This is a genomic window from Streptomyces sp. SM1 (genome assembly GCF_002910825.1).
Lineage (GTDB): Bacteria > Actinomycetota > Actinomycetes > Streptomycetales > Streptomycetaceae > Streptomyces > Streptomyces okerensis.
On the sequence record NZ_NEUB01000892.1, the window covers coordinates 1 to 7,733 of the forward strand.

General features: G+C 71.1%; 2 protein-coding genes and 2 pseudogenes. All 4 read right to left on the reverse strand.

Translation table 11 applies throughout. The annotated features are described in order from the left end of the window. Positions 1-966, reverse strand: a pseudogene (locus B9S61_RS30095) (hypothetical protein); the annotation flags it as partial. A 149-nt stretch (positions 967-1,115) separates the two neighbouring features. After that, a complete protein-coding gene (locus B9S61_RS30100; protein ID WP_103545062.1) occupies positions 1,116-6,068 on the reverse strand; it encodes an NAD-glutamate dehydrogenase in 4,953 nt (1,650 codons plus the stop codon). 843 nt (positions 6,069-6,911) lie between these two features. Further along, positions 6,912-7,583 carry an HAD family hydrolase gene (locus B9S61_RS30110; protein WP_103545063.1) on the reverse strand — a complete coding sequence of 224 codons (672 nt, stop codon included), beginning with the start codon at positions 7,581-7,583 and terminating at the stop codon, positions 6,912-6,914. Between the two features lie 47 nt (positions 7,584-7,630). Next, positions 7,631-7,733, reverse strand: a pseudogene (locus B9S61_RS43590) (hypothetical protein); the annotation flags it as partial.

Here is a 7,733-nt window from a genome sequence, read left to right on the forward strand (position 1 = left end):
CCCCGCCCCGACGATCAGCAGCCCCAGTCCGAAGAAGACCACCAACGCGTCCCCGCGGTCACGGCGCCACCTCGGAACCAGCGCGGCCACCCCCACCAGCAGCAGTCCGTACCGCGCGACCGGCTCCTCGTACAGCACCCGGTGCACCGGCTCCAGCGCGTCCCCCGCCGCACCGAACAGCGCGAAGAAGTCGTAGTACGGCCATGCCCACAGCACCGCCACCCCCACCGCCGACGCGACGGCCGCCCGTGGCCACACCCCCCGTCCGGGCCGCGCGGCGACCACCGTGGCGACCGCTCCGGCCGAGGCCACGACCCCGGAGAACTGGTGGCAGAGCAGGATCACCGCCCACAGCACCCCCAGCCCGAGCCACACCCCCCAGCCCGCAACCCGCCGCACGGCCCTGTCCAGCAGCACCCAGAAATGAAACGCGAGCCCGAGAGTGAACGTGCTCGGATACGCGACCGTCAGCGCGAGCGAGTGGAGCCCCGGGAAGCCGCTCCACAGGAACGGGGTCGTGCCCCACAGCAGCAGCAGGCTGAGCAGGGCGAGCGCGGGCGCGGCCCGGTGCGCGCTCAGCGTCCGTACGTACCGCCGTACGCCCGTCACCAGCAGCCCCAGCCCCACCACGGCGGCCAGCCGGAGGACCGTGAACACCTCGAGGTCCGTCACCCGGCTGACTCCCCCGAGCAGCACCATCCACGGCGAGTAGTACGGGCTCGGTGTGTCCGCGTCGACCAGCGGGTTGCCCGGGTCGAGCAGGCTGTGCCGGAGCCGCTGCACCGTCGCCGCGTGGATGCCCAGGTCCCCGGCCCACGGGAGGCGCACGACCACCAGTACCAGCAGGACGAGGACGAGTGCCGCCACGACCATGGCGACGGTCGTGGCGACGGCCGCCGGACGGGACGCGGCGCGGGACGCACCGGCCCTCCGGGACGCGTCGGACGACGAGAAGCGCACAGTCACACTGGAGTCATTGACCGTCACCACGCGCACGCACCGGTTCGCCGCCGATGCCCACCTAAGGCACCACAACGGCGAGGGGCGCCCCGGACCCTGAAGTCCGGGGCGCCCCTCGCCTCCGTGTGACGGCCCGCGCCGTCCACGGCCCGCGCCTACGAGTGCGACCGCAGCAGCGTCCGCATCGTCCGCATCGCCACCGACAGGTTGGCGAGATCGAACGCGTCGGAGCTGTGGATCTCCTCCAGGGTGGTGCGGGCCCGGCCGAGCAGCGCCGCGTTCTTCTGCTCCCACACCTGGAAGCGCTGCTGCGGCGTCGACGTGCCGTTGCCCTCCGCCAGCACGTCCGCGGTCACCGCCGCGTGTGCCGCGTACAGGTCCTCGCGGATCGCCGCGCGGGCCATGGACTGCCAGCGGTCGGCGCGCGGCAGCTCGGTGATGCGGTCCATCAGCTGGGTGATGCGCAGCCGGTCACCGAGGTCGTAGTACACCTCCGCGACATCCAGCGGCTCCTTGCCCATCCGGTCGGCCACCGACACGATGTCGAGGGTCGGGAAGGCGGAGGAGAACCCGGCGACCCGGGCGGCGAGCTCGTCCGGCACACCGGCGCCGCTCAGCTCGTCGTAGATCTTCTGGTACCAGTCGATGTCCGCGCCGCGCAGCAGCTTCGGCAGCTGTGCCCACACCTGCTCGACCCGCTCGGCGAAGAAGTCCACCGTCTCCGCCAGCTCCAGCGGCTGCGGCCGGTTGTTCAGCAGCCAGCGCGTGCCACGCTCCACCAGGCGGCGCGAGTGCAGCCGCAGCCGGGTCTGGACGTCCGCCTCGACCTTGTTGTCGAGCGCCTCGACCCCGTCCCACACCAGTGAGGAGCGGAAGATCGCGCGGGCCGCGGTCTGCGCCCGGACGATCTCCTCCAGGGACGCCCCGGTCTCCTCGCGCATCCGGTGCAGATACGTCGTTCCGCCCGTGTTGACCGTGTCGTTGACCAGCACCGTCGTGGTGATCTCACGGCGCAGCGGGTGGCTGTCGATGTGCTCGGCGAACTGCTCGCGCAGCGCGGACGGGAAGTAGGCGTGCAGCAGCACCTTCAGATACGGGTCGTCCGGCAGCGAGGTGTGCAGCAGTTCCTCGGCGACCGTGATCTTCGTGTACGCGAGCAGGACGGCCGTCTCCGCTCCGGTCAGCCCCTGCCCGGCCGAGAGCCGCTCGCGGATCTGGCGGTCGGTGGGCAGGAACTCCAGCGCCCGGTCCAGACGCCCCTCGCGCACCAGGTGCTTCAGGAAGCGCTGCTGCGCGTGCATCATGTCCTTGGACTGGGCCAGGGCGTTGGCGATGGCCGTGTTCTGCGCGTAGTTGGAGCGCAGCACCATGGCGCCGACCTCGTCGGTCATCTCGGCGAGCAGCTTGTTGCGCTGCTTGACGGTCATGTCGCCTTCCTTGACCAGACCGTTCAGCAGGATCTTGATGTTCACCTCGTGGTCGGAGGTGTCCACGCCGGCGCTGTTGTCGATCGCGTCGGAGTTGAGCCGGCCACCGTGCAGCGCGAACTCGATCCGGCCGAGCTGGGTCATGCCCAGGTTGCCACCCTCGCCGACGACGGCGACCCGCAGGTCCTTGCCGTCGACCCGGATGGCGTCGTTGCCCTTGTCGCCGACGTCGGCGTTGGACTCCGTGGACGCCTTGACGTAGGTGCCGATGCCGCCGTTCCACAGCAGGTCCACCGGTGCCGTGAGGATCGTCTTCATCAGGTCGGCCGGGGTCATCTTGGTGACGCCGGGCTCGATGCCGAGGGCCTCGCGGATCTGCGCGCTGACGGGCACGGACTTGGCGCTGCGCGGGAAGATCCCGCCACCGGCCGACAGCAGCTCGGTGTTGTAGTCGGCCCAGGAGCTGCGCGGCAGTTCGAACAGGCGGCGGCGCTCGGCGTAGGAGACGGCCGCCCCGGGGTTCGGGTCGATGAAGATGTGCCGGTGGTCGAAGGCGGCGACCAGGCGGATGTGCTCGCTGAGCAGCATGCCGTTGCCGAACACGTCGCCGGACATGTCGCCGATGCCGACGACCGTGAAGTCCTGGCTCTGGGTGTCCACGCCCAGCTCCCGGAAGTGCCGCTTGACGGACTCCCAGGCGCCGCGGGCGGTGATGCCCATGCCCTTGTGGTCGTAGCCGGCCGAGCCGCCGGAGGCGAAGGCGTCACCGAGCCAGAAGTTGTAGGACTCGGCGACCTCGTTGGCGATGTCCGAGAACTTCGCGGTTCCCTTGTCGGCGGCGACGACGAGATAGGTGTCGTCCTCGTCGTGCCGGACGACGTCCGCCGGGTGCACGACCTCGCCGGCCACCATGTTGTCGGTGATGTCGAGCAGCGCCGAGATGAACGTCCTGTAGCTGGCGATGCCCTCCGCCATCCAGGCGTCCCGGTCGGCGTTCGGGTCGGGCAGCTGCTTGGCGACGAAGCCGCCCTTGGCGCCGACCGGCACGATGACGGTGTTCTTCACCATCTGCGCCTTGACCAGGCCGAGGATCTCGGTGCGGAAGTCCTCACGGCGGTCCGACCAGCGCAGGCCGCCGCGCGCGACCTTGCCGAAGCGCAGGTGCACGCCCTCGACTCGCGGCGAGTACACCCAGATCTCGAACGCCGGGCGCGGCGCCGGGAGGTCGGGGATGGCCGTCGGGTCGAACTTCATGGAGACGTAGTCGTGCGGCGTGCCGCCGCTCGCCTCCTGGAAGAAGTTGGTGCGCAGCGTCGCCTTGATGACGGTGAGGAAGGAGCGCAGGATGCGGTCCTCGTCGAGGCTCGCGACCTGGTCGAGGGCGGCGTCGACCTCCTCCAGCAGGGCGTCCACCAGTTCGTACCCGGCGCGCTGCCGGTCCGGGGACATCCGGGCCTCGAACAGGGAGACGAGCAGCCGGGTGGTGTGGACGTTGTGGCGGAGGGTGTCCTCCATGTAGTCCTGGCTGAAGGTGGAACCCGCCTGGCGCAGGTACTTGGCGTACGCGCGCAGCACCATGGCCTGCCGCCAGGTCAGCCCGGCGCTCAGCACGAGGGCGTTGAACCCGTCGTTCTCCGCCTTGCCGGTCCAGGTCGCCGCGAAGGTGTCCTGGAACCGCTCGCGGGCGTCGTCGCCGAGGTAGTCCACGCCGCCGCCCGGCGCCTTGGGCATGCGCAGGCCGAAGTCGTAGATCCAGGCCACGCTCCGGTCCGAGCAGCGCAGCTCGTACGGCCGCTCGTCGACGACCTCGACGCCGAGCCGCTGGAGCACGGGCAGCACCGCGGAGAGGGAGACGGCCTCGCCCTTGCGGTAGATCTTGAAGCGGCGCTCCTCGGGGGCGGCGCCCACCGGCTCGTACAGGCTGAGCTCGAAGTCCCGCTGCTCGTCGAGCAGCTCGACGCGGGCCAGGTCGGCGACCGCGCTGCGCGGGTTGTGGTCGGCCTTGTAACCCTCGGGGAAGGCGCCGGCGTAGCGGCGCAGCAGCTCGGCGGCGCGCTCCTCGCCGAACTCGGCGTTCAGCGCCTCGGCGAAGCCGTCGGCCCAGGAGCGGGCGGCCGCGACGAGCCGGCCCTCGATGCGCTCCTTGTCGACGTCGGACAGCTCCGGCAGTTCGGTGCCCTGCGGCACGCGCACCACGAAGTGCAGCCGCGAGAGGACCGACTCGGTGTTCCACGCGGTGAAGTCGACGCTGATGCCGCCGAGCTCCTCCTTGAGGATGTCGATGATCCGCAGGCGCACACCGGTGGTGTAGCGGTCGCGCGGCAGGTAGACGAGGGCCGAGTAGTAGCGCCCGTACTCGTCCTGGCGCAGGTAGAGCCGCAGCCGGCGGCGCTCCTGGAGGTAGAGCACCGAGGTGACGATGGCCTGGAGCTCATCGGCCGGGGTCTGGAACAGCTCGTCGCGCGGGTAGGTCTCCAGGATCTGGAGCAGGTCGCGTCCGTCGTGACTGTGCGGAGAGAAACCGGCCCGCTCCAGGACCTCCTCGACCTTGCGCCGGATCACCGGCACCCGGCGCACCGACTCGGTGTACGCGGCGGACGAGAACAGTCCGAGGAAGCGCCGCTCGCCGACGACGTTGCCGTCCGCGTCGAACTTCTTGACGCCGATGTAGTCCAGGTACGACGGCCGGTGCACGGTGGCCCGGCTGTTCGCCTTGGTCAGCACCAGCACCTTGTGCTCGCGCGCCTTGGCGCGGGCGTCGGCGGGCAGCCGCTCGAAGGACGGGCTGACCGGGTGGCTCTCGTTCTCGGCGTGGTGCGGGTCGGAGCGCAGGATGCCGAGGCCGGTCCCGGGGACGGCGGCCAGCGAGTCGTCGGCGCGCAGTTCGTACTCGCGGTAGCCGAGGAAGGTGAAGTGGTCGTCGGCGAGCCAGCGCAGCAGCTCGCGGGCCTCCTCGACCTGCGGCGCGGACAGGTCGGCGGGGACCGGCTCGCCGGGCAGCGCCTCGGCCAGCGCGGTCGCGGCCTGGCGCATCTTGCCCCAGTCCTCGACGGCCTCGCGGACGTCGGACAGGACGCGCAGCAGATCGGTGGTGATCTGCTTGAGGTCGCCGCGGTCGGTCTCGCGGTCGATCTCCACATGGATCCAGGACTCGACGTGCGCGTCGTGCGGAAGGTCGCGCGTGTCCTGGGGGAGGTCGCCGCCGACCGGGGCGGTGAGCATCTCGATCAGCTTGCCGGTGACGTCCCGGCGGACCACGACCTGCGGGTGGATGACGACGTGGATGCCACGGCCCTGGCGGGTCAGCTCGTTGGTGACGGAGTCGACCAGGAAGGGCATGTCGTCGGTGACCACCTCGACGACGGAGTGGCTGCACGTCCAGCCGTTCTCCTCGACGGTCGGGGTGTGGACCCGGACGCTGGCGGTGCCCTGGGGGCGGCCCTCGGCGAGCCGGAAGTGCGAGAAGGCGGCTCCGAAGATGTCGACCGGGTCGCGGTCCGTCAGGTCCTCGGGGGCGGTGTGCAGGTAGTAGCGCTGGAGGAACTCGAGCACGGTGTCCCGGTCGGGCATGCCCTTGTCCGTCGTCCCGGTCGGCAGTTTCCCCCCGGCCGGGCTGTTCTCAGCTACCCGGGCGGCCCTGTCGAGCAGCTCGGCCTTGGCTTCGTCCAGCTTGGTCTGCATGGTCCTCTGGCTCCTGTCGCGCGCCGTTGCGTGACGTAGAAGGAAGTACGGTCTCCGACCCTGAGGTGCGGTGGTACGACACGGGGTGTCCGGTCTGTGCCGACGCTATGCCGCAAGGAGAGATGAGCGGGGGCTTCTCGGCCGAATTCGACGCGCTCGGCGAGTGTGACTCTGCTCTCGGTGACGCCGGCCCTCTCGGGGTACGCCGCGTTTCGAGCCGCCCGCGAAGATCAGCGACTGCCACCCGGTCACGGATGTCGTCCGTGCTCGCCGGGCGCACAGCAGGGACACCGAGGTCCCCGCGAGCTATCGCGCTGATCACGCCACCCAGGCTATCGCTCTCCCCAGGGCCCCCGTCATGAGCCGTATGTGTACAAAACAGGGGCACGAACTTTGACGTTCTGCACAGTGCGCTTCACCGCCCTATGCCCCCGCACCCACCGCCAGACCCACACACCCCACCGTTCCCCCGTCGTCCCCGAGCCCCGCCGTTCCCCGCCACACCCGCCGTTCCCCGCCACACCCGCCACACCCGCCACACCCGCCACACCCGCCACACCCGCCACACCCGCCACACCCGCCACACCCGCCACACCCGCCACACCCGCGGGCAATCGTGCCGCAGGGCGGCACGGGTGGGCGCGACGGCACCCCGCTGACGCCGGGCCGCGCAGACACCCCCTGGCCCGCCATGAGGCACGCGAAGTCGAGGCCCCGGGGAGGGAGCCCGACAACCCTGGTCCACCTCAGGCAGGCCGACCCGGGGTCAGGGCGCGGATCCCCGGAAAGGAGCAGGCCGACCGAGGACGGCCAAGCACGCCCGCCCCCTGACCTCCTCATCCGTCAGGCCGCCGCCGCCAGCCGCTCCGCCTCCACGACCGCCTCCCCCAGCGTGTCCACCACCGGCACCCCCACCGCCTCCAGGCTGGACCGCCCGTGGGACCCGCCGGTGTACAGCACGGCCCGCGCTCCCACATGCCGTGCGGCCAGCGCGTCGTCGGCCGCGTCGCCGATCACCACCGTGCGCGCCGGGTCGACCCCGGTCAGCGCGCCGAGGTGGCGCACCATGTGCTCCGTCTTGCTGCCCCCGGACGGCCCGGTCCGCCCGTCGACCCGCAGGAAGTGCGGCTCGATCCCGAAGCCCCGCACCAGCGGGACCAGGTCCTCGTGCCCGTACATGCTGAGGATCGACTGGCTGCGGCCGGCCTCGGCCCACCCCGCCAGCAGGTCCACCACGCCCTCGGCGAGCCCGCACCGCATCCGGTGCTCGGTGTAGTGGCGGTGGAAGGTCCCGTCCATCACCGCCCACTCGGCCTCGGTCGGCAGCCGCCCCATGAGCCGCTCGTAGAACTTCGGCACCGGCACGCAGTACAGCTCCCGGTACCGCTCCAGCGTGAGCGGCTCCAGTCCCAGCTCGGCGAACGCCGCGTTCGTCGCCCCGATGACCGCGTCGACGTCGTGGAACAGCGTGCCGTTCCAGTCCCAGACGATGTGCGCGTCCGTGTGCGTCCCCATGTCCAGAAAAAATACCCGCCGCCACTGACATTCGACAGACCCGCAGGTCAGCCCAGCAGGTTGGGGATCTCCTGGGTGGCGTACCAGAGCAGCTCGTGGTCCTCCGCACCGTCGACGGCGAACTGCGCGTCGTCGTCACCGCCGTCCGCC